General features: G+C 71.1%; 18 protein-coding genes. 9 read left to right on the top strand and 9 right to left on the bottom strand.

The features are described from left to right. Positions 1 to 119 precede the first annotated feature (119 nt). The 5 genes from J7E89_RS04300 (at position 120) to J7E89_RS04280 (ending at position 7,018) form a co-directional block, all read left to right on the top strand. Positions 120 to 413: a DUF503 domain-containing protein gene (locus tag J7E89_RS04300; RefSeq protein WP_214968523.1), complete on the top strand. Its 294-nt coding sequence runs from the start codon at positions 120 to 122 to the stop codon at positions 411 to 413. A gap of 25 nt (positions 414 to 438) precedes the next feature. Further along, a complete protein-coding gene (gene rbfA, locus J7E89_RS04295; protein WP_214968520.1) occupies positions 439 to 927 on the top strand; it encodes a 30S ribosome-binding factor RbfA in 489 nt (162 codons plus the stop codon). Continuing rightward, complete coding sequence (gene truB / locus J7E89_RS04290) at positions 924 to 1,826, top strand: tRNA pseudouridine(55) synthase TruB (protein ID WP_214968518.1); 903 nt, start codon at positions 924 to 926, stop codon at positions 1,824 to 1,826. The genes rbfA and truB overlap by 4 nt, the downstream gene beginning before the upstream one ends. 218 nt (positions 1,827 to 2,044) lie before the next feature. After that, on the top strand, positions 2,045 to 6,022 hold the full coding sequence (locus J7E89_RS04285; RefSeq protein WP_214968516.1) for a serine protease: 3,978 nt from the start codon (positions 2,045 to 2,047) through the stop codon (positions 6,020 to 6,022). A 45-nt stretch (positions 6,023 to 6,067) separates the two neighbouring features. After that, the gene (locus tag J7E89_RS04280; RefSeq protein ID WP_214968514.1) at positions 6,068 to 7,018 is read left to right on the top strand and encodes a bifunctional riboflavin kinase/FAD synthetase; all 951 of its coding nucleotides are present in this window, start codon (positions 6,068 to 6,070) and stop codon (positions 7,016 to 7,018) included. On the opposite strand, the gene J7E89_RS04275 is transcribed toward J7E89_RS04280, so the two are convergent. From J7E89_RS04275 to J7E89_RS04255, 5 genes are all read right to left on the bottom strand, one after another. Continuing rightward, positions 7,015 to 8,043, bottom strand: coding sequence for an ABC transporter ATP-binding protein (locus tag J7E89_RS04275; RefSeq protein ID WP_214968511.1), 1,029 nt, complete (start codon positions 8,041 to 8,043; stop codon positions 7,015 to 7,017). The two genes, J7E89_RS04280 and J7E89_RS04275, sit on opposite strands and share 4 nt — an antisense overlap. A 190-nt stretch (positions 8,044 to 8,233) precedes the next feature. After that, complete coding sequence (locus J7E89_RS04270) at positions 8,234 to 9,217, bottom strand: ABC transporter ATP-binding protein (protein ID WP_214968509.1); 984 nt, start codon at positions 9,215 to 9,217, stop codon at positions 8,234 to 8,236. Further along, positions 9,214 to 10,131 carry an ABC transporter permease gene (locus J7E89_RS04265; protein ID WP_214968508.1) on the bottom strand — a complete coding sequence of 306 codons (918 nt, stop codon included), beginning with the start codon at positions 10,129 to 10,131 and terminating at the stop codon, positions 9,214 to 9,216. The genes J7E89_RS04270 and J7E89_RS04265 overlap by 4 nt, the downstream gene beginning before the upstream one ends. Next, entirely contained in the window at positions 10,128 to 11,198 is a 1,071-nt protein-coding gene (locus tag J7E89_RS04260) for an ABC transporter permease (RefSeq protein WP_214968506.1), read from the bottom strand. The genes J7E89_RS04265 and J7E89_RS04260 overlap by 4 nt, the downstream gene beginning before the upstream one ends. Positions 11,199 to 11,201: 3 nt before the next feature. Further along, the gene (locus tag J7E89_RS04255) at positions 11,202 to 13,049 is read right to left on the bottom strand and encodes an ABC transporter substrate-binding protein (protein ID WP_214968501.1); all 1,848 of its coding nucleotides are present in this window, start codon (positions 13,047 to 13,049) and stop codon (positions 11,202 to 11,204) included. A 312-nt stretch (positions 13,050 to 13,361) separates the two neighbouring features. On the opposite strand from J7E89_RS04255, the gene J7E89_RS04250 reads away from it, so the two are divergent. Next, the gene (locus J7E89_RS04250) at positions 13,362 to 13,976 is read left to right on the top strand and encodes a hypothetical protein (RefSeq protein WP_214968499.1); all 615 of its coding nucleotides are present in this window, start codon (positions 13,362 to 13,364) and stop codon (positions 13,974 to 13,976) included. An 82-nt stretch (positions 13,977 to 14,058) separates the two neighbouring features. Here J7E89_RS04250 and J7E89_RS04245 read toward each other — a convergent pair whose 3' ends face one another. The 4 genes from J7E89_RS04245 to eccE all read right to left on the bottom strand — a co-directional run bounded on the left by J7E89_RS04245 (position 14,059) and on the right by eccE (position 19,594). Next, on the bottom strand, positions 14,059 to 14,292 hold the full coding sequence (locus tag J7E89_RS04245; protein WP_214968497.1) for a DUF397 domain-containing protein: 234 nt from the start codon (positions 14,290 to 14,292) through the stop codon (positions 14,059 to 14,061). A gap of 129 nt (positions 14,293 to 14,421) precedes the next feature. Further along, on the bottom strand, positions 14,422 to 17,208 hold the full coding sequence (locus J7E89_RS42005) for an SCO5717 family growth-regulating ATPase (protein ID WP_214968495.1): 2,787 nt from the start codon (positions 17,206 to 17,208) through the stop codon (positions 14,422 to 14,424). A 215-nt stretch (positions 17,209 to 17,423) separates the two neighbouring features. Then, complete coding sequence (locus J7E89_RS04235) at positions 17,424 to 18,263, bottom strand: hypothetical protein (protein ID WP_214968493.1); 840 nt, start codon at positions 18,261 to 18,263, stop codon at positions 17,424 to 17,426. Beyond that, positions 18,263 to 19,594 carry a type VII secretion protein EccE gene (eccE, locus tag J7E89_RS04230; RefSeq protein ID WP_214968490.1) on the bottom strand — a complete coding sequence of 444 codons (1,332 nt, stop codon included), beginning with the start codon at positions 19,592 to 19,594 and terminating at the stop codon, positions 18,263 to 18,265. Before eccE ends, J7E89_RS04235 begins: the two co-directional genes overlap by 1 nt. A 298-nt stretch (positions 19,595 to 19,892) precedes the next feature. Here eccE and eccB point away from each other — a divergent pair, with 298 nt between their 5' ends. The 3 genes from eccB (at position 19,893) to J7E89_RS04215 (ending at position 22,327) form a co-directional block, all read left to right on the top strand. Beyond that, entirely contained in the window at positions 19,893 to 21,479 is a 1,587-nt protein-coding gene (gene eccB, locus J7E89_RS04225; protein WP_214968488.1) for a type VII secretion protein EccB, read from the top strand. Positions 21,480 to 21,684: 205 nt separating this feature from the next. Then, positions 21,685 to 21,996, top strand: a complete 312-nt coding sequence (locus J7E89_RS04220) for a WXG100 family type VII secretion target (protein WP_214968486.1) — start codon at positions 21,685 to 21,687, stop codon at positions 21,994 to 21,996. A gap of 46 nt (positions 21,997 to 22,042) precedes the next feature. After that, positions 22,043 to 22,327, top strand: a complete 285-nt coding sequence (locus J7E89_RS04215) for a WXG100 family type VII secretion target (protein ID WP_214968483.1) — start codon at positions 22,043 to 22,045, stop codon at positions 22,325 to 22,327. Positions 22,328 to 22,391 lie beyond the last annotated feature (64 nt).

Genomic DNA, 22,391 nt, shown 5'->3' with positions numbered 1-22,391 from the left:
GGCCGCTCGGCGGAAGTTATTTCCGTCGAGCGGCCCCGGCCGTTGCGTGTACGGTTCTTGTGTCCCTGCCAAGTGGTTGGCGGGGCACGACCCCGAACCGGCGGGACATCCGGACACACATGTATGTGGGGACACTGTCCTTCGACCTGCTCCTCGGCGACGTACGGTCGTTGAAGGAGAAGCGCTCCGTAATACGCCCGATCGTCGCCGAACTCCAGCGGAAATTCGCGGTCAGTGTGGCGGAAGTCGGCGACCAGGATGTCTACCGCCGGGTCAGGATCGGCGTGGCGGTGGTATCGGGGGAGACGGGGCATCTCACAGACGTACTCGACCGGTGCGAGCGCATGGTCGCCGCCCGGCCCGAGGTGGAGCTGCTGTCGGTACGGCGGCGGCTGCACACAGACGAAGATTGACGAAGCAGAAAGAGGAGACGGACCGGTGACCGACAAAGCGCGGGCCCGCAAGCTGGCCGATCGCATCCAGGTCGTGGTCGCGGAGACCCTGGACCGGCGAATCAAGGATCCGCGACTGGGGTTCGTGACCATCACGGACGCCCGGGTCACCGGTGACCTGCGGGAGGCCACGGTCTTCTACACGGTCTACGGCGACGACGAAGCGCGTGCCGCCTCGGCCGCCGCGCTGGAGAGCGCCAAGGGCGTCCTGCGCTCCGAGGTCGGCCGGCAGACCGGCGTGCGCCACACGCCGTCGCTGGCCTTCGTCGCGGACGCGCTGCCGGACAACGCGCGCACCATCGAGGACCTCCTCGACAAGGCGCGCGCCAAGGACGCCGAGGTGCGCCAGGTGTCGACGGGCAAGACGTACGCCGGCGAGGCCGACCCGTACCGCAAGCCCGAGGATGCCGACGACGACGCAGCTGACGTCGAGGCTGACGACGAGGCCGAGGACGAGGGCGAAACCGCGGAATGAAGAAGCGCACCACCACGACGCCGGACGGCCTTGTCATTGTCGACAAGCCGTCCGGCTTCACTTCGCACGACGTCGTAGCCAAGATGCGCGGGATCGCCAAGACCCGCCGCGTCGGGCACGCGGGCACCCTCGACCCCATGGCGACGGGCGTCCTCGTCCTCGGCATCGAGAAGGCCACGAAGCTGCTCGGCCATCTCGCCCTGACCGAGAAGGAGTACCTCGGTACGATCCGGCTCGGCCAGATCACGGTCACCGACGACGCTGAGGGCGAGGTCACCGCGTCCACCGATGCGTCGGGCGTGACGCGGGAAGGCATCGACGCGGGCGTCGCCGAGCTGACCGGCGCCATAATGCAGGTGCCGTCCAAGGTCAGCGCCATCAAGATCGACGGCAAGCGGTCGTACTCGCGGGTGCGCGAGGGCGAGGAGTTCGAGATCCCGGCCCGGCCGGTGACCGTCTCGTCCTTCCAGGTGTACGACGTGCGCCCGGCGGTGGCCGAGGACGGGACGCCCGTCGTCGACCTCGTCGTCTCCGTGGTCTGCTCCTCCGGTACGTACATCCGCGCCCTCGCCCGTGACCTCGGCGCGGGTCTCGGCGTAGGCGGTCACCTGACCGCGCTGCGCCGCACCCGGGTCGGCCCGTACGGGCTCGACGCGGCGAAGACGCTGGAGCAGCTCCAGGAGGAGCTCACCGTCATGCCGATCGCCGACGCGGCGGCTGCGGCGTTCGCGCGCTGGGACGTGGACGAGCGGCGCGCGGGCCTGGTGACCAACGGCGTACGGCTCGACATGCCGGCGTACGACACCAGCCCGGTCGCGGTCTTCGGGCCGGAGGGCCGCTTCCTGGCACTCGTCGAGGAAAACCGGGGCAAGGCGAAGAGTCTCGCGGTATTCGGCTGAGATTCTGTTCCACCGTGGAGCGGGCGGCCCGCAGGCCGGCCGCTCCACAATCCCCCTCGGAAGGGGTCTGTCCACGCCGCCCCGCCGATTCACCCCTTCGGGCGGGCGCTCGGAGTGAATGACGGGTGCACTGGGGGGCGCTTTCGCTGTGCGTTCTTCTCCTGCTGATCACCGCCGACCTACCGTCGGGGATACGGGGCACGGCGGGAGGTTCGGCGATGGCGGTACGGGAGACGCCGCTGCCGACGGTGCCACCGCTGCCGCAGGTCAAGCTGGTGCGGATCTGCGATCTGGCCGGGCGGCCGCGCGGGACCGGGTTCGTCGCGGACGACCGGGGAACGGTCGTCACCAGCCATGAGGCCGTCGACGGCCTGACCCGGGTAGTCCTGCACGCGCCCGGTGAGTCCGGGGATTCCGGCGAGCGGACCTGTCTCGCCGAGGCGGACGCGATCGTCCCGCTGCCGGAGATGGATCTGGCGCTCGTAACGACGCAGGGGCTCGGCGTACGGCCCGTCCCGGTCGCGGCGCGGGACCGGATCGAGACCGGCACTTACGTGCGACTGCCGGCGGGGGGGTGGCGTGAGGCGCGGGTCTTGAGACCGCTCTCCGTCACCTACACGGCGACCGACCGCTTCCATCTCATCGAGCACGCGGTGGAGTTGGCGATGGGAACGGCCGGCACCGACGCGCTGCGGCTCGGCAGCCAGGCCGCGGGCGGGCCGGTCCTGGACGCGGGGACGGGCGCGGTGCTGGCCGTGCTCGGCACCGCGCTGGGTGCTGAGCAGCGGGCGGCGGGCTTCGCCGTACCACTGCGAGCGGCGGCAGCGGCGGCTCCCGACGGCCCGCTCGCGGAGCTGCTGCGGCGGAACGCGGCGACGGTGCCGGGTTATGGGCCGGACCTCAACCTGGCGGGCGCCTTGCAGCTGACGGCGACGTCGGCCGGGCCGGTGGGTGGGCCGGAGCGGGGGCCGGGGCAGGAACCGGTGGAACGGCCGGAGGTAGCAAGGGAGTTCGCGTCCTTCTCCGCCCTCGGCGGCGCGCTGGTGCTTGCTCTGGTCGGTGATCCCGGGACCGGTCGTACGACGGAACTCGCCGCGCTCGCCGCCCGGCGGGCCCAGGGCCCCGAACCCGCACCGACGCTCTGGCTGCGCGGCGCCGAGCTGCGGGCCGGTGACACGTCGGTCGCGGACGCGGTGGCGCGGGCGCTTCAGCAGGCGGGGCGGATCGTCGCCGCGTCGGGGGAGTGGAGCGGCGACCCGGGAGGCGCGACGCCGGAGCGGGTGGCGCGGCTGGCTCTCGACGCCGGGCGGCCACTGCTCGTACTGCTGGACGGACCCGAGGAAATGCCGCCCGCACTGACTCACCGGCTGCCCGACTGGACTGCGGCGACGGCGAGTTGGCTGCGGACGGCGGGGGTGCGGATGGTCGTCGCGTGCCGGTCCGAGCACTGGGAGCAGGCGGGCGCGCTGTACCCGGAGGGCGCCCTGCACCGGCCGGCGCGGCCTGCCCGGCCTGACCGGCCGTGGCCCGGGCTGCCCTCCGCCGTACGGATCGAGGACCTGACCGAGGCCCAGGCGCTGCGCGCGCGGGAGCGGTACGGCATCCCCGACGGGGCGCTCGCGGACCCTTCCGACGCCCGGCATCCGCTGACGCTGCGGCTGCTGGCTGAGGTACGGGAGGCGCTGCCGGGGGATGTACCGGGGCGACCCACCCGCGAGGAGGTGTTCGCCGCGCACCTGGACCTGATGTGCCTGCGCATCGCGGTGCGACTGGCGGCGACGGCCCGGCCGTCGCCGCGCGGCACGGCAGTGCGGCGGCTGGCGGCGAAGGTGTCGGGGCAGGTGCACGAGGCGGCGCGGCGGTGTCTGGGGCCGGGGCAGGGCGAGCTGGACCGCGAATCCTTCGAGGAGATCTTCCCCTGGCGTACGGGGTGGGCGTCGGCGGTACTGACGGAGGGACTGCTGGTGCCTGCGGGGGGCGGCTACCGGTTCGCCCACGAGGAGCTGGCGGACTGGCTCCAGGGCGAGCACCTGGACATCGACGAGGCGCTGCACGCCTTGGTCCACCGAGCCCACGACCCCCACCCACCAGAACCGACGCCTACGCCGGAACCCGCTGGGCACATCCCACCCCCGCCTGGTGCGCAGCGAGGGACCGCCGACGGGCAGGCGGACGCCGGCGCCGGTGCGGCGTGCGGCTCGCACGGGGGGACCTGCGCGGAGTGCGTGAGAGCGCCGCTTGTGCCGGGGACGTACTGCGAGCGGCATGCTCAGGTGCCGTCTCGGACCGGCTCGGAGCCCGCCGAGTGGCAGACGCAGACCGGCTCTGGTCAGGCGGGCGGGCACGTGCCGCGTCCTGCGAGCTCGCACGCCGGGTGTCAGGCGCGGGTCGGGTCCGGTGAAGCGTGCGTGCGTGTGCCGCTTCCGGCGGGGGCGCCTCGCGGGGTGGATGCGCGGGTGCCGTCGCCGGCGGGCTCGCGCGGGGAGGGGCGCTGGTCGTCGGTGCCTCGGCATCGCATCGGGGCGGTGGTGGAGGCGCTGCTGCTCGTGGAACGTGTGCACGGGCCGGCCGCGCTGTCCCGCAGGCTGCTGGCCTTGGTCCGCGCGCTGGAAAACCTTCCGTCCCCCTCCGAGGAGGCTTCGTGGTGGGGGCGGCGGTTGTTGGGGGAGGTGTTGCTGCGGGTGGGGGGCGCGGGGGGATATCTGGGCGTGCTGCGCGCGCTGGCCGACTGCGTCAGCCGGCCGTGCGTCCGGCGAGGCGAGCCGCGAAGTCTCGGCGGGCTCGGCGAGTTCGGGCCCTGGTTCTGGGAGCGGGTCGCCGTCGCGGAGGGGGAGCGCATCGATCTGCTGCGGCGGCTCCTGCCTGCCGACGGGGCGCCGGGGAGCGGGCACGTACCCCCACAGGGGCGGTATCTCGACGCCGTGGCGCGGCGGCTCGAGGCCGCGCCACGGACCGTCCAGCCCATGCTCTGCCAGTGGTTCGACGACGAGCGGCCGCTGCCGGCCGCCGACGACGCCGCGGTACGTCCCACCGTCGCCGGCGTCGCCCAGGCGCTGCTCTACGCCCGCCGTGAGCTCGCCATCGACGATCTGACCGAGGCCCTCGTCGACGGCGCGCACCCCCGCGCCGCCGAACTGCTCACCGCCCTCGCCGAGGACGAGCCGTCCGCGCTCTGCCGGGCCGTCGACCGCTGGGCCCACGACGGCGAACGGCCGGAGCGGCGGGTCGCCGCCGCCCTGCACGGGCTCGCCGCCGCGCCGCACGTCACGACCGGCGCCGACTGCGAGCTGCTCAGGTACGCCGCGCTCTCGCTGCTCGCCCGGCCAGGTGACAGCACCCTGCACGGACCCGCCCTCGGGCTGCTCGTACGAGATCCGGAAACCCGGTCGCGCTACTTGGACCGGGCCCTGGCGGCGTTCGGCGGCGACGGCTCCCGGCCGCCCGCTGCCACCCTCGCCGCCGCGCTCACCACCCACCCCGAGCCCGTCCTCGCCGCGTTCCAGGCGCGTCTGGAAGGGGGAGATGCGGATGGTGAAGTGCTGCGCGTGCTCGCCGACGTCAGGACGCCCGCCCTCGCCCGCCGCGCCGCCGCCCTCGTCCGCGCGTACGCCGACCGCCACCCGGAGGGCGGCGCCGCGCACACCGCCGCGTACGTCGACCGGCGCCTCGAACACGGCCCCGCCGCCCGCGCCGTCCTCTTCCCGCTGGTCACGGGCCTGCTGCGGGATCATCCCGGCCCGCTGCGGCGCGCCCTCGCCCCCGTGCTCGCCGCGCCCGGCAGCCGCGCCTCGCGCCCGCTGCGGGCCGAGCTGCTCGACGTACTGCTGGAGGGGGAGCAGTACGGGGGGTACGGGGAGCATCAGGTACGGGATCCCGGGGTCCTGGAGGCGGTGCTGCTGGCCGCCGGCACCGGCGCCCGGCGCAGGGGCGAGGCCCGGACCAGGGATCTCGTGCACCGCACCGGGATGCTCCTGGTCCGTACGCCCGAGGGCGCCACCCGCTTCGACCGGCTGCTGGTCGGGCTCGCCCGCGAGGTCCCCGGATTCGCGGCCCTCGTCGCCGGCTGGCTGGCCGCCGCGCCGGACGAGTGGGCGGCGGTGGTCGGGCCGAGCGCCCGCCGGACCGTCGGGAGCCTGGCCACTGCGATGCCGATGCGAGCCGCACCCCGTGGGCATGGCAGTCTTAGACCTGCGTAATCGATGCGTAATCGGGTTCGAGTTCGGACGAGGGGAGCGGTCACAGTGCAGCGCTGGCGTGGCTTGGAGGACATCCCCCAGGACTGGGGACGCAGCGTCGTCACCATCGGCTCCTACGACGGCGTACACCGCGGGCACCAGCTGATCATCGGCCGCGCGGTCGAGCGCGCCCGTGAGCTGGGCGTGCCGTCGGTCGTCGTTACGTTCGATCCGCACCCGAGCGAGGTCGTGCGCCCCGGCAGCCATCCTCCGCTGCTCGCCCCGCACCACCGCCGCGCGGAGCTCATGGCGGAGCTGGGCGTGGACGCGGTGCTCATCCTCCCCTTCACCGCCGAGTTCTCGAAACTCTCGCCGGCCGACTTCATCGTGAAGGTGCTGGTCGACAAGCTGCACGCGCGAGCGGTCATCGAGGGCCCCAACTTCCGCTTCGGGCACCGGGCGGCGGGCAATGTGGCATACCTGGCCGAGCTCGGCCAGACGTACGACTACGAGGTCGAGGTCGTCGACCTGTACGTGCGCGGAGCGGCGGGCGGCGGCGAGCCGTTCTCGTCGACGCTGGTACGGCGCCTGGTCGCCGAGGGCGACGTCGAAGGCGCCGCGGAGATCCTGGGCCGGCCGCACCGCGTCGAGGGCATCGTGGTGCGCGGGGCGCAGCGCGGCCGTGAGCTCGGCTACCCGACGGCGAACGTCGAGACGCTGCCGCACACCGCGATTCCGGCCGACGGCGTGTACGCGGGCTGGCTGACGGTGGAGGGCGAGGAGATGCCCGCCGCGATCTCGGTCGGCACGAACCCGCAGTTCAACGGCACCGAGCGGACCGTCGAGGCGTACGCCATCGACCGGGTCGGCCTCGACCTGTACGGGCTGCACGTCGCCGTGGACTTCCTCGCGTACGTACGCGGCCAGGAGAAGTTCGACTCGATCGAGGCGCTGCTGGAAGCGATCGCGGACGACGTGAAGCGTTCGAGCGAGCTCATCGAGGCGTACGAGGCTTAAGTAGCGGCCCCAGTAGCGGCCTCTTCCGTGGGCCGGGCCGCCGCCCAGTGGCAGGCCACCTGCGCGTCGCCGCCGCCGGTCAGGACCGGCAGGAGCGTCGTACGGCAGTCGGCGGCGACGCCCGTACGCTCGGCCTCACCGGAGGCGAGCACCTGGCAGCGGGCGTGAAAGCGGCAGCCGCCGGGGACGCGGGACGGGTCCGGGGGCTCACCGGTGAGGACGACCGGGACCTCGCCCGACTCCGGAAGTACGGACAACAGCGCGCGTGTGTATGGATGCTGAGGAGCCGTCAGGATCTTCTCGGTCGGTCCCGTCTCGACGATCCGGCCCAGGTACATCACCGCCACGCGGTCCGCGATGTTCCAGGCGAGACCGAGGTCGTGGGTCACGACGAGGGCGGAGAGCCCGAGTTCGTCGCGCAGGGAGAGAAGCAGGGCCAGGATTTCGCCCCGTACGGACGCGTCGAGTGACGCCACAGGCTCGTCGGCGACGATGAGTTCGGGTTCGAGGACGAGCGCGCCGGCGATGACGACGCGCTGGCGCTGGCCGCCGGAGAGCTCGTGCGGGTAGCGCAGGAAGAACCGCTCGGGGGGCCTGAGCCCGGCGCGGGACAGCGCCCCGGCGACAGCTTCGCGCTCGTCGCCGGTGTAGCCGTGGATCCGCAGGCCTTCCGCCACGGCGTCGTACACCGTGTGACGCGGATTGAGCGAGCCGCTCGGGTCCTGGAGCACGAGCTGGACGCGCTTGCGGTACGCCTTGAGGGAACGCGAGCCGTAGCCGAGGGGCGCGCCGGCGAAGGTGACCTGGCCGGAGGTGGGTGCGACGAGGCCGAGCAGGGAGCGGGCGAGCGTGGTCTTGCCGCAGCCGGACTCGCCGACGAGCGCGACGATCTCGCCCGGGCGGATGTCGAGGTCGACCCCGTCGACGGCACGGGCGGTCGCCGCGCCGCGCCGGCCGGGGAAGGCGATGTGGAGTCCGGTGGCGGAGAGGAGGGGGGTGGTGGGGGTGGTTGTGGTGCTGGTCATGTCTGGCTCCGGTGGGGTGGTGGGTGTGGATGCGGGTGCGGTGGGGTGCGTGTGGGCAAGCCCCAGCCCCCGGGACGCCCTTCGGGCGTGTCCTCGAACGCCGGACGGGCTGGGTTCGGCCGCACCATCCAGCCCCTCCGGCGTTCGAGGAGCGGGGTCTGGAGCGGAGCCCCACGTCGGGGCGCCCCGCTCACGCCGGCGGCAGCCCCGGCGCCGGCACCGCCGCCCCCACCCGCACACACGCCGCCCGCCGCCCCACCCCCGCCTCCAGCAGCACCTGGTCCTCCGTGGCGCACTCGTTCAGCGCGACCGGACACCGAGGGTGGAACGTACAGCCGGCCGGAAGCGCCGACGGATCCGGCGGGTCGCCCGGCAGGCCGCGCGGGGCCCGGCGCGAAGCCGGGTCGCCGATGCGCGGGAACGCCGCCGACAGGGCCAGGCCGTACGGATGCCGCGCATCGGTGAACACCTGGTCCGCCGGACCCTCCTCCACGACCCTCCCGGCGTACATCACCGCGAGCCGGTCACACGTGTCGGCCAGCACCGACAAATCGTGGCTGATCATCAGCAGACTGATGTCCTTGTCCGCGACCAACTGCTCGATCAGCCGCAGGATCTGCGCCTGGATCATCACATCCAGCGCCGTCGTCGGCTCGTCCGCGACGATCAGCCGCGGATCGCATGCCAGCGCCATCGCGATCATCACGCGCTGCCGCTGACCGCCGGACAGCTCGTGCGGATACGCGTCGGCCCGCGAGACCGGCAGCCCCACCTGCTCCAGGAGATCGCCGACCCGCCGCCGCGCGGCCGCCGCAGTGGACTTCTGGTGCAGCAGCACCGGCTCGGCGATCTGCTCGCCGATGCGGTGCACGGCGTTCAGCGAATGCATGGCGCCCTGGAAGACGATCGAGGCGCCCGCCCACCGTACGGCCCGCAGCCGCCCCCACTTCATCGTCAGGACGTCCTCGCCGTCGAGCAGGATCTCACCGCTGAGCCTCGCGGACGCGGGCAGCAGGCGCAGCAGCGCCAGCGCCAGCGTCGACTTGCCGCAGCCCGACTCGCCTGCGACGCCGAGCTTCTGACCGGCCGACAGGGACAGATCTACACCCCGTACGGCCCGCGTCCCGGCGCCGTACGTGACGTGCAGGTCTTTCACCTCAAGCAGCGCACTCATCGGGCGGACACCCCCAGCTTCGGGTTCAGTACGGACTCCACCGCACGCCCGCACAGCGTGAACGCCAGCGCGACGAGCGCGATGGCGATGCCCGGCGGCGCCAGGTACCACCAGTGGCCGGACGAGACCGCGCCCGCTTCCCGCGCGTCCTGGAGCATGCCGCCCCACGAGACGACGTCCGGGTCGCCGAGGCCGAGGAAGGCGAGCGTCGCCTCGGTCAGGATGGCGTTGGAGATGCCGAGCGTCGTCTGGGCGAGCACGAGCGGCATGACGTTGGGCAGGACATGGCGGCTCATGATGTGCCCGTGGCCGCCGCCGAGCGCCGTCGCGCGTTCGATGTACGGACGCGACTCGACGGCCAGGGTCTGCGCCCGCACCAGCCGGGCCGTCGTCGGCCAGCTCGTGACGCCGATCGCCAGGATCACCGTCCACACACTGCGCGACATCACCGTGGCGAGCACGATCGCGAGCACCAGCGCCGGCATCACGAGGAACCAGTCGGTGATCCGCATGGTCACGGTCGCGAACCAGCCGCCGAAGTGCCCGGCGAGGATGCCCACGAGCGTACCGATGGCCACTGACAGCGCGGCCGCCATCAGGCCCACCGTCAAGGAGATTCGCGCGCCCCAGATCAGCAGCCCCAGCAGCGAGCGCCCGAACTGGTCGGTGCCGAGCGGGAATTGACCGCTCGGCGACTCCAGCGCCGATCCCGGAGCGCTCGTCACACTCTGTACGTCGCTGCCGACGAGCAGCGGCGCGGCCAGTGCCACCAGCGCGATCACGGCCAGGGCGCCGAGTCCGAAGAGGCCGGCCCGGTGCGTACGGTACGAACCCCAGAACCGGGCCACGGAGTGCCGTCGCCGCGCCCACGCGAGGGACGAGGCGGTCTGGGCAGCGGTCACAGGACTAGTCATCGGCCCACCCGGGGATCGAGCAGCGGATAGAGCAGGTCGGCGAGGAGGTTCATCACGATCATCGCGCCCGCAAAGACGACGAACAGCCCCTGCACCAGCGGCAGATCGGGCACACTCAGCGCCTGGTAGAAGAGCCCGCCGAGCCCCGGCCAGGAGAAGACCGTCTCGACGAGGATCGAACCGGCCGCCACATGACCGAGGTTGATGAAGACCATGGTGACGGTGGGCAGCAGGGCGTTCGGTACGGCGTGGTGGCGTCGTACGAGGTCGTCGCGCAGCCCCTTCGCGCGCGCCGTCGTCAGATAGTCGCTGCCCATCTCGTCGAGCAGCGAGGCCCGCATGACCAGCAGCGTCTGCGCGTACCCCACCGCGGTCAGGGTGACGACGGGCAGCACCATGTGGTGCGCGACATCGGCGACGTACGCGAAACCGGTCTCGCCGCCCGTCTCCATGCCGCCGGTCGGGAACATGCCGGGGATCGGGCCGATGCCCACCGAGAAGGTGATGATCAGCAGCAGGCCCAGCCAGAACGACGGGACGGACCAGAGGGTGAGGGCCACCCCGGTGTTGACCTTGTCGCCGAGCCGGCCGTGCCGCCACGCGGAACGCGTGCCGAGCCACAGGCCGAGCGCCGAGTAGATGACGACGGCGACCCCGGTCAGCAGCAGGGTCGCGGGCAGCTTCTCCGCGATCAGCTCGCCCACTGGTGCGTGGAACTGGTACGAGGTACCCAGATCGCCGCTCAGCGCCTTGGCGCAGTAGTCCGTGAACTGCTGCCACACCGGCAGGTCCAGGCCGAACTGCCGGCGAAGCGACGCGAGCTGCTCGGCGGACACCTGGCGGCCGTGCGTCATGGTGCGCACCGGGTCGCCGGGGATGATCCGGAAGAGGAAGAAGCTGGTGACGAGGACGGCGAAGAGCGAGACGGCCGCGCCGCCCAGCTTTCCGGCGACGTAGAGGAGGTAGGCCCGGGCGGAGCGGGCGCGGGGGCCGGACGGCCCGGTCTTCACCGGGACCGGGCCGTCGGCCGCACCCTCCGCGAGGGGGGCGGTGCTTGCAGTGCTCATGGACTACTCACGGTCTTCCGCGGTGGAGCGGCGGCGCATGGCGACGAAGGCCCCGAGTCCCGCGGCGAGGACGACGGCCACGCCGATTCCGATGACGAGACCGGTGGAGGCGGCGCCGCCCTCCTCGGAGGTGTCGTTCACGTCGGCGGGCACGGCGGACCACCAGCTCCAGTAGCCGTCCTGGCCCCACAGATTGCCGCCGGACTCGGGCATTGTCGTGATCGCCCTGATCTGGTCGGTACGGTACGCCTCGACCGCGTTCGGGTACGCCATGACATTCATGTACCCGGTGTCGTAAAGCCGCGACTGCATCTGCTTGACGAGATCGGCGCGCTTGGCCTGGTCGTACTCCGCGGTCTGCTTCGCGTAGAGCTCGTCGAACTTCTTGTCGCAGATGAAGTTGTCCGTCGCGCCGGTGTCCTTGGGCGTGGACGGCAGCGCGGCGCACGTGTGAATGGAGAGGACGAAGTCGGGATCGGGGTTGACGGACCAGCCGTCGAAGGCCAGGTCGTACTCGCCGGCCAGCCAGGGGTCGGAGACGTTGTCGAGGCAGTCGACCTTGAGCCCGATGCCGAGGTCGCCCCACCACTCCTGCATGTACTTGCCGATGGCTTTGTCGTTCGGGTCGGTGGCGTGGCACAGGATGCGGAAGTCCAGCGGCTTGCCGTCCTTGCCGACGCGCTTGCCTGCTTTGTTCTTCTTGTAGCCCGCCTCGTCGAGGAGCGTGGCCGCCTTGGCCGGGTCGTACGCGATCTTCTGACCTTCGGCCGGCTTCCAGTGGTACGCCGAGAAGCGCGGCGGGATGTATCCCTCGCCCTCGACGGCGTGGCCCTGGAACACCTTGTCGATGATGGTCTTGCGGTCGGTGGCGGCGAGGAGTGCCTGGCGCACCTTCGGGTTCAGCAGCGCGGGGTGGCCGTCACCGAACTTCTTGCCGTCCTTGGACCTGGCGCCCGGGTTGGTGGCGAGCGCGTAGAAGCGACGCCCCGGGGCGTCGTTGACCTTGATGTTCTTGGCCTTCGCGAGGGACGCGGCCTGGGCGGGGGTGAGGTTGGCCGCGAAGGACACCTCGCCCTTCTGGAGCGCGGCGACGGCCGCGTCACCGTCCTTGTAGTACTTCAGGACCAGCTCGTCGAACTTCGGGGCGCCGCGCCAGAACTTCTGGTTCGGCTTGAACTTGACGTACTGGTCGACCTTGTAGTCCGTGAGGACGAACGGACCGTTGCCGACGACGGGGAACTTCTTGTCGTTGTTGAACTTCGAGAAGTCGCCGACCTTCTCCCACTCGTGCTTGGGGAGGATCGGCACGTCGAGCGCGGCCATGGTGGCCTGCGGCTTCTTCAGCTCGATGACCAGCCGGGTGGGACTGGGGGCGGTGACCTTCTTGAAGTTGGCGACGAAGCTGCCGTTGGCGGTGGCCGCGCCCTCGTCCTTCATCATCGTGTTGAACGTCCACGCGGCGTCCTCGGCGGTGGCCTGTTTGCCGTCGGACCAGTTCGAGTCCTCACGGATCGTGTACGTCCACGTCAGCTTGTCGGGGGACGGCTGCCACTTGGTGGCGAGGCCCGGGATCGCGTGGTTGTCCTTGGGGGAGTAGTTCGTCAGGTTCTCGTAGATCAGCCGGTGGACGGTGGTGGAGACCAGGCGCTGAGCCAGGAACGGGCTGAGGGAGTCGACGCTCTGCGAGACCGCGACAGTCAGTGTCCGCGAGCCGTCTGCTCGCGCTTCCTGCGGTGCGGGATTCAGCGGGGTCGCGGCTCCGGCGGTCAGGGCCAGGGCGGTGGCTCCGACGGCAAGCAGCGTTCGGATTCGGGTGGAGGGCCGGGTACTGCGCGGAACTGTGGTGTCCATGGGACCTTGACCTCGTGTCATCACTCGCTCGGAGAAGGCGTGTTGATCACTGATGTCCAGCTGGTGAAGCGAAGGTTTATCAGCGCCGGTCCGGCCGCGTCAACGATGTCCGAAACCCCGTGTGTACTGCGGGAATGCCTGAGCGAACGACACAAGGCGCGCCTCGTGGAAGCGGCGTGCGCCCTCATTGGTCTACACCCTTGTTGCCCTACTGGTGAGGATCTGGCGGAGGTTGAGATCGCCCGTAGGGGCGTGCGTGATCGGGTTTGATAATTTGAGCTAATCACCATCTGTTTCTCGGGGGACCCCTTCATGAGCCAGCCCTGGCAGCCGCAGTACAACCCGGGCAACCAGCCGCCCGTACCCCCACAGCCGCCGGCGCCCCCGCAGGGGTTCGGTGCACCGCCGCCGGCCCCCGGGCAGTTCCCGGTGCAGCCCGGGTACCCCTATCAGGCGCCGTACGCACCGCAGCCGAGGTCGGGCAACCCGGTCGGCGCGTTCTTCCTTGGGCTTCTCGTCTCGATCGTCATCGCGGCGCTCTACAGCCTCGTCTGGTACGGCACGTACGAAGACCTCACGAAGAACACGACCATGACGCTGTACGTGGTCCACGCCCTGCTGAACGGGGCGGCCGTCGGCGCCGTGGTCGGCCTGGTGGGCCGCAGCAGGACCGGCGCCCACATCAGCGGCGTCCTTGTGGCCATGCTGGGCACCTTCTTCGGCTACACCAACGGCATCGTTCTCATCACCGCCGACAGCGGTGGGTGGTTCGCCTTCAAAGCCATGATGCGGGACGCGCCCTTCTATCCCGCCGAGGTGTGGTGGGGCAGCGCGAACAACAGCGAATGGCACACCCTGCTCGGCCTCCTGGCCGCCGCGGCCGCCGCCTGGGGTCTGGCTTTCCTCATAGGCAGAAGTCGCCGCTGACACCGCGGCTCGCAACGACTTCGCCCCGCCGGATCTCATCCGGCGGGGCGAAGTGCTGTCACGGCAGGTCACGGCACGGCACTCAGGTCAGGTCGAACTCACCGTCGCGCGCTCCGAGTACGAACGCCCGCCACTCGGCTTCCGTGTACCGCAGCACGGTCTCCGGATCCATGGACGACCTCATCGCGACGGCCCCGCCGGGCAGGTACGCGATCTCGACCCGCTCCTCGTTCTCACTCGTGCCGGGCGCGCTGTGCCACTCGATGCCTGAGATATCGAGGGCGTACAGCTCTTCCTTCTCCTGTGCGCTCCCCATCAGTCAATCTCCCTCTTCGTAACGGCCGGACGACGACGCTTCGGGCATCTTAGGCCGACTCAATATGCCGTGCGTATAAGCACCTTGGAGGAACTCACCCACACGGGGGATGGCGACGAGGCCCAGGTGCTACTGCTGCGTCCAGCCGGGGCCGGGCTGCTGCGGGTTCTGCTGCGGCGGTGCCGGCTGCTGCTGCCAGCCCTGACCCTGCGGAGGCTGCTGCTGCCAGCCCTGCCCCGGCGGGGGAGCGGCGCCGGGGTGCTGCTGCGGGGGGTACCCCTGCGGGGGCTGCTGGTGCGGCGCCTGCTGCTGGGGGGCCTGCTGGTGCGGGGCCTGCTGTTGCGGGGCGGCGAAGCCCTGGCCCTGCTGGGTGCGGGCGATGTCCTCGGCGACGAGGGCCGCGATGTGGAAGTACGCCTCCCGGGTCTTGGGACGCATCATGTTCAGGTCGACCTCGGCGCCGGCCGCGAGGTGTTCGTCGAAGGGCACGACCACGACGCCGCGGCAGCGGGTCTCGAAGTGCGCGACGATGTCGTCAACCTTGATCATCTTGCCGGTCTCGCGGACCCCGGAGATCACGGTGAGCGACCGCTGGACGAGGTCGGCGAAGCCGTTCGCGGAGAGCCAGTCGAGGGTCGTCGAGGCGCTGCTCGCACCGTCCACGGACGGCGTGGAGATGATGATCAGCTGGTCGGCGAGGTCGAGGACTCCGCGCATCGCGCTGTAGAGCAGTCCGGTGCCCGAGTCGGTGAGGATGATCGGGTACTGCCTGCCCAGGACTTCGAGCGCACTGCGGTAGTCCTGGTCGTTGAAGGTCGTGGAGACCGCCGGGTCCACGTCGTTGGCGATGATCTCAAGACCGGACGGGGCCTGCGAGGTGAAGCGGCGGATGTCCATGTAGCTGTTCAGCTGCGGGATCGCCTGCACCAGGTCGCGGATGGTCGCGCCGGTCTCGCGCCGAACGCGTCGGCCGAGCGTGCCGGCGTCCGGGTTGGCGTCGATCGCGAGGATCTTGTCCTGGCGCTCGGACGCGAGCGTGGCGCCGAGCGACATGGTCGTCGTGGTCTTGCCGACGCCGCCCTTGAGGCTGATCACCGCGATCCGGTAGCACGACATCACCGGCGTACGGATCAGCGCCAGCTTGCGCTGTCGCTCTTCCTCTTCCTTCTTGGCGCCGAGCTTGAAGCGGGACGGACCCGCGTTGTTCTTACGGGCCTTGGGCTGGTTGCGCAGCAGCCGGTCGGAGGAGAGCTCGACGGCGGCGTTGTAACCGAGCGGGGTGCCCGGTGCGGCCTGCTGCTGAGGAGCACCGGCCTGCGGTCCTGCCGGAGCGGTCCAGCCCTGGTTGCCGTAGGCGGGCGGTGGGGTGGGTTGCTGCTGCTGGGGCGCCTGTTGTGGCGCCTGCTGCTGGGGGTGCTGCTGGTACTGGGGCTGTTGCGGCTGCTGCGGCTGCTGCGGCTGTGCCTGCTGCTGGTGTGGCTGAGGCTGCGGCTGTGCGGGCTGCGGGTAGCCGTAACCGGCCTGCTGCGGCGGGTAGTTGTAGCCGGGCTGCGGCTGCTGGGGCTGCTGCGGCGGGTGTACGGGCTGCGGCTGCGCCGCCTGCGGGTGTACGGGCTGCGGCTGTGCGGCCTGCGGTGCCTGCTGCTGGGGCTGCTGCGGGTAGCTGGGCGCGGGCTGTCCGCCCTGCGCCGGGTACCCCGGGTGCTGCTGCGCCGCCGGCAGTGGCTGGGCCGCGCCGAAGGTGCCCTGCGGGGGGATCTGGTACTGCGGCTGCGGCTGCGGCTGGGCGACGGGCTGGGGGTAGCCGTATCCGGCGGCCTGCGCGGCCGCGGCCTGCGGGTCCGGCTGGCCGGCCTGCTGCGGTGCCCCCTGGACGGGCTGCTGTACGGGCTGCTGCGCGGGCTGGTAACCCTGCGGCAGAGGGGGAAGCTCCTGGGAAGCCTGCTGCGCGGGCTCACTCTGCGGCGGCTGAACATGCGCGGCGGCCGACTGGGGTTCGGGTGCGCCGGGCGCTACTGCTGCCGACGCGGCACCGGCTGCGTCCGCGCCGTCGCCGCTGGCCGCAGCCTCCGCATCCGCCTGGGCGTCCGTCGCCGAGCCGGAGTCAGTGCCGGCGTCGCCTTCGGCGCTGGACGCGGCCTCGGAGTCACCCGTTGCCGCCTCGTCGGTGTGCTCCTCTGCCGAGTCGTCGTCATCGGCGCTGCCGAACAGCGCTGCCGCTTCGGCGTCGGCGGCGGCGTAGTTGGGCTCGGGGATCTCCTGCGCCGGGGCCCGCTGTTCGGGGACGTTCGGCTCCGGTGCGGCGGCCTGGGGCGCGGCGGCCTGCCCGCCGTCGTCGACCGGGCGCAGTACAGGGAAGCCGGGTGCCGGTGCCGGTGCTGGGGCCGGTGCCTGGGGCATGGCGGCCGCGACCGGCTGGGCCGGCTGCTGCTGTTGCGGATACCCGTAGCCGCCCGAAGTGTCCTGGCCCGGCTGGGGCGCGGCGGGCGGGGGCTGCTGCTGGGGGTACCCGTATCCACCCGGCGCGGCCTGCTGGGGATATCCGTACCCACCGGCCTGCTGGGGTGCTGCTTGCTGAGGCGTCGGCTGCTGCGGCACGCCGGGGCCCTGCTGCTGCGGAAACCCGTAACCCTGCGGAGCGCCCTGAGCGTACGGCTGCGCCTGCGCGGGGACCTGAGGTGCCGGCGGCCCCTGCGGAGCGGGTCCACCCTGACCGAGCGGCGGTCCGGTCGGCGGCGGCGGGGACACGTGCCCGGAGTCGCCCTGTCCGCCCTGCGCGGCTCCACCCCGCGTGCTCTGGTCGTACCAGGCAGGAGGCTCGTAGACGATTTCGAACTCGCCGGTGAGATCCAGCTCGCGGTCGTCCCCGTCCGAGGACTGGCCGCCGCCGTCGTACTCGGACCGATCCCTGTTCACTGCTTTGCCTCCTGGTCAGCCACTGCTGCTGGCGTCGTCGCGGTCGGGCGGATGGGGTGGCGCGTTCCTACGCGGCTGCGACGTTCACCGCATCACCAGAAGACTAATCTTTCGCCCCACCGTACGGAAAAGCGCCCTTGCGTGCGGACCGGCCCCACTGTTCCCCCGGCGACCGGCCCGGCCCGCCCCCAGCCCGCGACGCTCGGCGCGGGACGCTAGTCCAGGCGGCGGGCCATACCGAGCAGGCCCGTCTCCGCGTCCGTGGCCTCGGTCATGACGTACTTGCGATGCTTGCGTGTGCACCACAGCGCGACGTTGTCGGAGAGCGTCGGCAGCATCTCCAAGTGCTCCGCCGGGATGCCGAGGATCTCCCGTACGACCTCGGTCTCCTGCGGAGAGATGCGCTGGATCCCGACCAACTGCGCCTGCGCCAGCCAGCGCGGCGCGTGCTCGCCCACGAACGGCAGCACGGTCACCACGGCCTGCCACGGCAGGGACGTAACCCGTCCACGCGGCGGACGTACGCCGCAGTCGCGGATCAGCACCACCGGACTGGAGACCGAAGGACCCTGCGCCGGAACCCGCCCCACCGGATAGATCGTCATGCACTGCTGACCGCCACCCGCCGCCTGGGCCAGCTGCTGCCAGGCCTGTGGGCGACCGGTCTCGACGGCCACGCGCGCGCCTGTCGCGGCCGAGCGCAGCGCCAGCACCTGTGCCATCCACAGGCCGCCCACGACGACGACGTCGAAGGCGGTGGGCCGGGCCAGGCCGAGCACCGCCGGCTGGGAGGCGGTGTCGGTGCCGATGATCACGCCGTCGTCGCCGATGGGCATGCTGATCGCCGCGATTTCCTCGGCGGTGACGACATGACGGTTACGGCGCGGTCCGCGCAGCCCGAACCCCGGGCTGAAAATGCGCCGTTGCTGCTGAGGCGTTTCCGGCCGGATGACCGGGATCAGGCCCGTGTCGGTGGGCGAGGCCACATGCGCGGGTGTGCGGGCGGGCTCCTGGCCGCGCTGACCCTGGTTCATGGTCGGTGTGGGGTAGGACATCAGTAGGTACCTCCGAGCGGCAGGGTGGCGAGTGCTCCGGGGACCTGTTCCCGGTCGAGACGCACCAGGCCGACCTTGGACGCGCTCGCGGCGCGCTCCAAGTCCCGCCGTACCTGGCCGAGTTCGTTCTCGCCGCGCCCGGTGATGCGCACATGTCCGGTGACGGACACGCCGCGGTTGCCAGCCTTGCTCAGGGTCATGCTGAACGTCGTCGCGAGGACGGGCAGCGAGGTGAACTGGGTGATGAGCCGCGGCAGTGCGACGCCGTTGTCTCCCAACTGCGGCCAGCGGGAGATCCAGTAGGTGGAGTGCCACCGGTCGTCGACGCGCCAGCTGCGCACCGATTCGACCGTACGCCGCTGAGCCGGGCGCCCGTCCTGACCGCGCTGCGCGTTGTTGGCCCGCGGGTTGAGGCAGCTCGACGTCGCGAGCGCCTGTACGAGCTCGTTCTCGTCGAGGATCGTCGCCTCGAAGCCGGCTCCGGCCAGCCGGCTCGCCAGCTGGTCGGCCACGCGCAGCAGAGCGCGCTGGGTGCCGGGGGCGCCGTCGCCGCGCGCCTCCACCGCCTCGGGGCACAGTTCCGGGTCGAGCTTGAGGGCGACCCACGTGAGCCGGAGCGCGGGAGAACCGGCCTGGGCCTGGAGAGGTCCGTACGACCGTGCTGCGACGGACTGCTGGGGCAGATGGGGCGCGGGCGCCGGCTGGGTGTGCTGCACGACCTGCGCGGAGGCGAGCTTGATGCCGTCGACCTCAAGGGCGTCCTGGATCAGCTGCAGCGGCAGTTGGCGCCCGGCGAATCCGGGGCGCAGCGGTTCGTCGCCCGGCTGCACGAACAGCACGGCGGTCAGGAAGGACCCGTCGCCGATCATGCCGATCGAGCGGTCGTCACGGGACACGAAGGTGTACGTCCGCAGGGCGGAGTCGCACTCCACGGTCGGGGCCAGCATCGGATCCGTACCCGGCGGGACGGGCAGCTTGGCCTCGCGCTGGCGGCGCTTGAGGGCGCGGGCCGTCTCGTACCACTCGGGCAGCGGCCGGTGGTGCCGGCGCAGGACCGCCAGGAGCAGCAGCAGTGCGGCCACGGCGCCGGCCGGGGCGAGCAGCCAGCGCTCGCTGGTGACCCAGGCGGCCAGCATGATGGCCGCCGCCAGCTCGACCAGAATCAGCTGCTGCAGTCGCAGCGGACCCATGCCGCCGGGGTGGGGCAGCGTGCGCGGCGCCGCCGAGGCGGTGCTGGTGGTGGCGGGAGCCGGGGCCGGCGCGGCTCTGCGGCCACGGCCCGGTTGCTGCTGTGCGCGGCGTCCGCGCCGAGTGCTCGTAGCGCTGGTCATCCCCCGGGACATCCCTTTCGCGAAGTGGTGGCCGTCGTCGGTGCGGAACTCTCTGTCGAATCCCAGCGACGGGGCCTGGGGCCACAATTGCCCACGTCAGTTGTGCGAGTGGTCACGGTACCCGTTGATGAACACGGGGCGACACAGGTGCCGGGGTACGAAATGGCACAGGCCTGTGAAGATGCGGCGGGGACCGCGTACCTGGTGGATCACGGTCGCGCGGCGCAGTGCATAGTAGGTGGCCTGTTCGGCCGCTGAAGCAGCCTTTACGCACGACCAAAACGGGAGAGCCAGGACCATGGCAACGCGTCGGGATGAGCTCGCCGCCTATACGTTCGCTCGCAAGCGCACTGTCGCAGCGTTCCTGGCACCTTCGCCGGGAGGTTCGGACGAAGGCGCACCGCGTCCCATTCGGACGGTAATGCCCAGCTTGGCGGTGGGTGTTGTCCTGGTGATCGGCTTCATCGCCTGGGGTGTGATCAAGCCGTCGGCGCCCAAGGGGTGGGACACAGCCGGCGAGCACATCATCGTCGACAGCGATTCCACGACGCGCTACGTGGTGATCAACGACGAGACCAAGGGCGGCAAGAAGGTCCGGACGCTGCATCCCGTCCTCAACTACGCCTCCGCCAAGCTCCTGCTGGACAAGGGCAAGGGCACCGTCATCGAGGTCCCCGGCAAGGACATCGACAAGAGCGGCATCCCGCACGGCGCGACGCTCGGCATCCCGTACGCCCCCGACCGGCTGCCCACCAAGGAGGACGCCGAGGAGGCGAAGACCTGGGCGGTCTGCGAGCGGCCGACCCGCGGTACGAACGCCTCCATCGACCGCGCCGTCTTCGTCCTCGACAGCGACGACGCGAAGTCGGTCAAGGACGCGGGCAAGGTCGACGCGCACGAGGCGCTGTACGTCGTCGACAGCAAGACGAAGCTGCAATACCTGATCGACGGCAAGGGCAACGCCTTCCTGCTGGGCGGCACATCGGGTCTTGACGACACCGAGATGGAGCAGCTGAAGGCCGCGGTCATCGGCACGCCGAACGAGCCGCAGCCGGTGAGCACGGAGTGGCTGCGGACCCTCACACTGCGCGGCGCCATCGCGTTCCCGACCGTGCCGGACCTCGGGACGCAGACGACGGTCCGAGGGCTTCCCGACGCGGCGGGGACGGTGGGCCGGGTGCTCAAGGCGCAGGAAGCCCAGGGGGATCGGTACTACGTCGTACTGAAGGACCAGGTCGCAGCCGTCTCGCCGTTCGTCGCCAATCTGCTCACGCACTCGCCGTCCGCCGAAGTGGCGTACGGAGACGCCGATCCCGCCTACATCAAGGCCAGCACCTCGGACATCATCACCGCCAACGGTGGCAAGGCGAGTGACTTCTACGGGGACAAGGGCTGGCCGCTGACGGTCCCGAAGCAGGCCAACCCGGTGGCGACGGCGGCCAGTGCGGCCCGGAACACCTCGTGCAGCGTCTACAGCGGCACCCTGGGGGCGGACATGAAGCCGAAGCTCGCCGCCTGGGCAGGGACGACGTACCCCAAGAAGGTCATCGCCGACTCGCTGAACGCCTACGTCTCTTCGGGCTCGGGGCTGCTCTTCAAGGAGGTCACCGGCTCGGCGCAGGGCGGTGGCGCGACGTACCTGCTGACGGACACGGGCCTGCGCTACTCGCTGCCGTCGAACAACGACAGCGCGGCGGACAAGAACGGCGCGGGCTCCTCCTCGGACGGCTCGGAAGGCGAGCCGAGCGAGACCGACAAGGCGCGCACGCGACTGGGATACGAGAAGGTCGTCAACCCTGCGGTCGTGCCCCAGTCGTGGGCGGAGTTCATCCCGAAGGGGCCCACGCTCGACACCGGCAGCGCGGCGCAGCCGCAGGGCCAGTGACGTCAACGAGCCTGGTTGCGGCCGGACTTGGTGTTTTCGATCACATGGTCGTCGCGCATGTGTGTGAACTCTGTAACTGATAACCGCCACATGCGGATGTGTGACGGACGGGCGATAGAGTGCTTGCAGCGCTCACTGATATGACGCTTATCCGGGGAGTGGCACAGGCTTCCCGGACCAACAACGACATGGGGGAAGGTTCACCATGGCCGGGCAGTTTCGGGTAACAGAAGATGAGCTGACCAGGCTCTCGGGCCAGATCACCACGGTGAATGGTCAGATCCAGGGCGAGATCCGCCGTCTCAGCGGAGTGATCGACCAGGTCGCGGGTGGCTGGCAGGGCCAGGCGGCCAAGTCGTACCACGAGCTCCAGAACCGGTGGAACGAGGACGCCAAGAAGATGAGCGACATCCTCAACGACATCAAGGAAGCCGTGGACTCCACGCGGAGCAACTACACCGCGTCGGAAGAGCAGCAGAACGCTGAAGTCAGCAAGATCATGTCCGACTTCGGCTGATCCGCTCTCACACTTCCCACATTCCTCTTCCTGAAAGGAAGCGACGATGTCGATCCTCGTCAATTACGCCACCATCACCAACGCGTCCACGGACGTGAAGAACACCGCCGGCCGCATCAAGCAGCAGCTCGATGACGTCGAGGCCGCTGTCCGGCGCGTCGCCACCACCTGGGAAGGTGAGGCGCAGGAGGGTTACCAGCGCAAGCAGCGCGACTGGGACAAGACCGCGGCCGCACTGCACGCGACTCTGATGAAGATCGCCGCGGCGCTGCAGAACTCGGCCGAGAACTACCAGGCCACTGAGAAGAGCAACGCCAACACCTGGGGCTGAACCAACCCGAGGTGAAGACGAGATGGGCCGGCCCGGCCGACGCCATGGCGTCCGCTGGGCCGAC

The organism is Streptomyces sp. ISL-100, assembly GCF_018614615.1.
Classification (GTDB): domain Bacteria; phylum Actinomycetota; class Actinomycetes; order Streptomycetales; family Streptomycetaceae; genus Streptomyces.
The sequence above is the reverse complement of the archived record's forward strand: the minus strand, read 5'-3'. Positions and strand labels throughout refer to the sequence as shown.

What these genes read in the sequence shown, in the direction of transcription:
- J7E89_RS04250 (WP_214968499.1), top strand. Translation starts at nt 13,362, where the DNA reads ATGAGCCAGCCCTGGCAGCCGCAGTACAACCCGGGCAACCAGCCGCCC.
- eccE (WP_214968490.1), bottom strand. Translation starts at nt 19,594, where the DNA reads ATGACCAGCGCTACGAGCACTCGGCGCGGACGCCGCGCACAGCAGCAA.
- J7E89_RS04265 (WP_214968508.1), bottom strand. Translation starts at nt 10,131, where the DNA reads ATGACTAGTCCTGTGACCGCTGCCCAGACCGCCTCGTCCCTCGCGTGG.
- eccB (WP_214968488.1), top strand. Translation starts at nt 19,893, where the DNA reads ATGGCAACGCGTCGGGATGAGCTCGCCGCCTATACGTTCGCTCGCAAG.
- J7E89_RS04300 (WP_214968523.1), top strand. Translation starts at nt 120, where the DNA reads ATGTATGTGGGGACACTGTCCTTCGACCTGCTCCTCGGCGACGTACGG.
- J7E89_RS04220 (WP_214968486.1), top strand. Translation starts at nt 21,685, where the DNA reads ATGGCCGGGCAGTTTCGGGTAACAGAAGATGAGCTGACCAGGCTCTCG.
- J7E89_RS04285 (WP_214968516.1), top strand. Translation starts at nt 2,045, where the DNA reads ATGGCGGTACGGGAGACGCCGCTGCCGACGGTGCCACCGCTGCCGCAG.
- J7E89_RS04275 (WP_214968511.1), bottom strand. Translation starts at nt 8,043, where the DNA reads ATGACCAGCACCACAACCACCCCCACCACCCCCCTCCTCTCCGCCACC.
- J7E89_RS04245 (WP_214968497.1), bottom strand. Translation starts at nt 14,292, where the DNA reads ATGGGGAGCGCACAGGAGAAGGAAGAGCTGTACGCCCTCGATATCTCA.
- J7E89_RS04255 (WP_214968501.1), bottom strand. Translation starts at nt 13,049, where the DNA reads ATGGACACCACAGTTCCGCGCAGTACCCGGCCCTCCACCCGAATCCGA.
- truB (WP_214968518.1), top strand. Translation starts at nt 924, where the DNA reads ATGAAGAAGCGCACCACCACGACGCCGGACGGCCTTGTCATTGTCGAC.
- J7E89_RS04215 (WP_214968483.1), top strand. Translation starts at nt 22,043, where the DNA reads ATGTCGATCCTCGTCAATTACGCCACCATCACCAACGCGTCCACGGAC.
- J7E89_RS04270 (WP_214968509.1), bottom strand. Translation starts at nt 9,217, where the DNA reads ATGAGTGCGCTGCTTGAGGTGAAAGACCTGCACGTCACGTACGGCGCC.
- J7E89_RS04260 (WP_214968506.1), bottom strand. Translation starts at nt 11,198, where the DNA reads ATGAGCACTGCAAGCACCGCCCCCCTCGCGGAGGGTGCGGCCGACGGC.
- J7E89_RS04235 (WP_214968493.1), bottom strand. Translation starts at nt 18,263, where the DNA reads ATGTCCTACCCCACACCGACCATGAACCAGGGTCAGCGCGGCCAGGAG.